At 59.9% G+C, this 314-nt stretch carries 1 protein-coding gene; it reads left to right on the forward strand.

Features of this window, described 5'->3' with window-relative positions:
• Positions 1–248, forward strand: a 248-nt coding sequence (locus BK660_RS31715; protein ID WP_185045334.1) for a peptidoglycan-binding protein, incomplete at its 5' end; no start/stop codon positions are given.
• Between the last annotated feature and the right edge of the window lie 66 nt (positions 249–314).

The following is a 314-nucleotide window of genomic DNA, read 5'->3' on the forward strand; positions in this document are numbered from 1 at the left end:
TATGGCCGAACGAACAGGCGGTTGCGCGTCAGCAAATGCTGGTCAACAGCGGCGAACTGCCGAGCATCAGCTGGTTCCAGGCACAACTGGCGCACTTGGGTTATGACACGCCGCAAACCGGCGAACTGGACGTTGCGACGCGCCACGTCCTCGCAGCCTTCCAGATGCACTTCCGGCCTTCGCGCTTCGACGGCACGCCGGATGCGCAAACGGCAGCGCTGCTGCTGGTCCTCAATCAGACAAAATAATGACGCCCGCCCGACGGTCAGGGCGAAATCGCAATCAGCAGCTATAACTCATTGGTAATTCTTCGG

The organism is Pseudomonas brassicacearum (genome assembly GCF_003732265.1).
Taxonomy (GTDB): domain Bacteria; phylum Pseudomonadota; class Gammaproteobacteria; order Pseudomonadales; family Pseudomonadaceae; genus Aquipseudomonas; species Aquipseudomonas brassicacearum_D.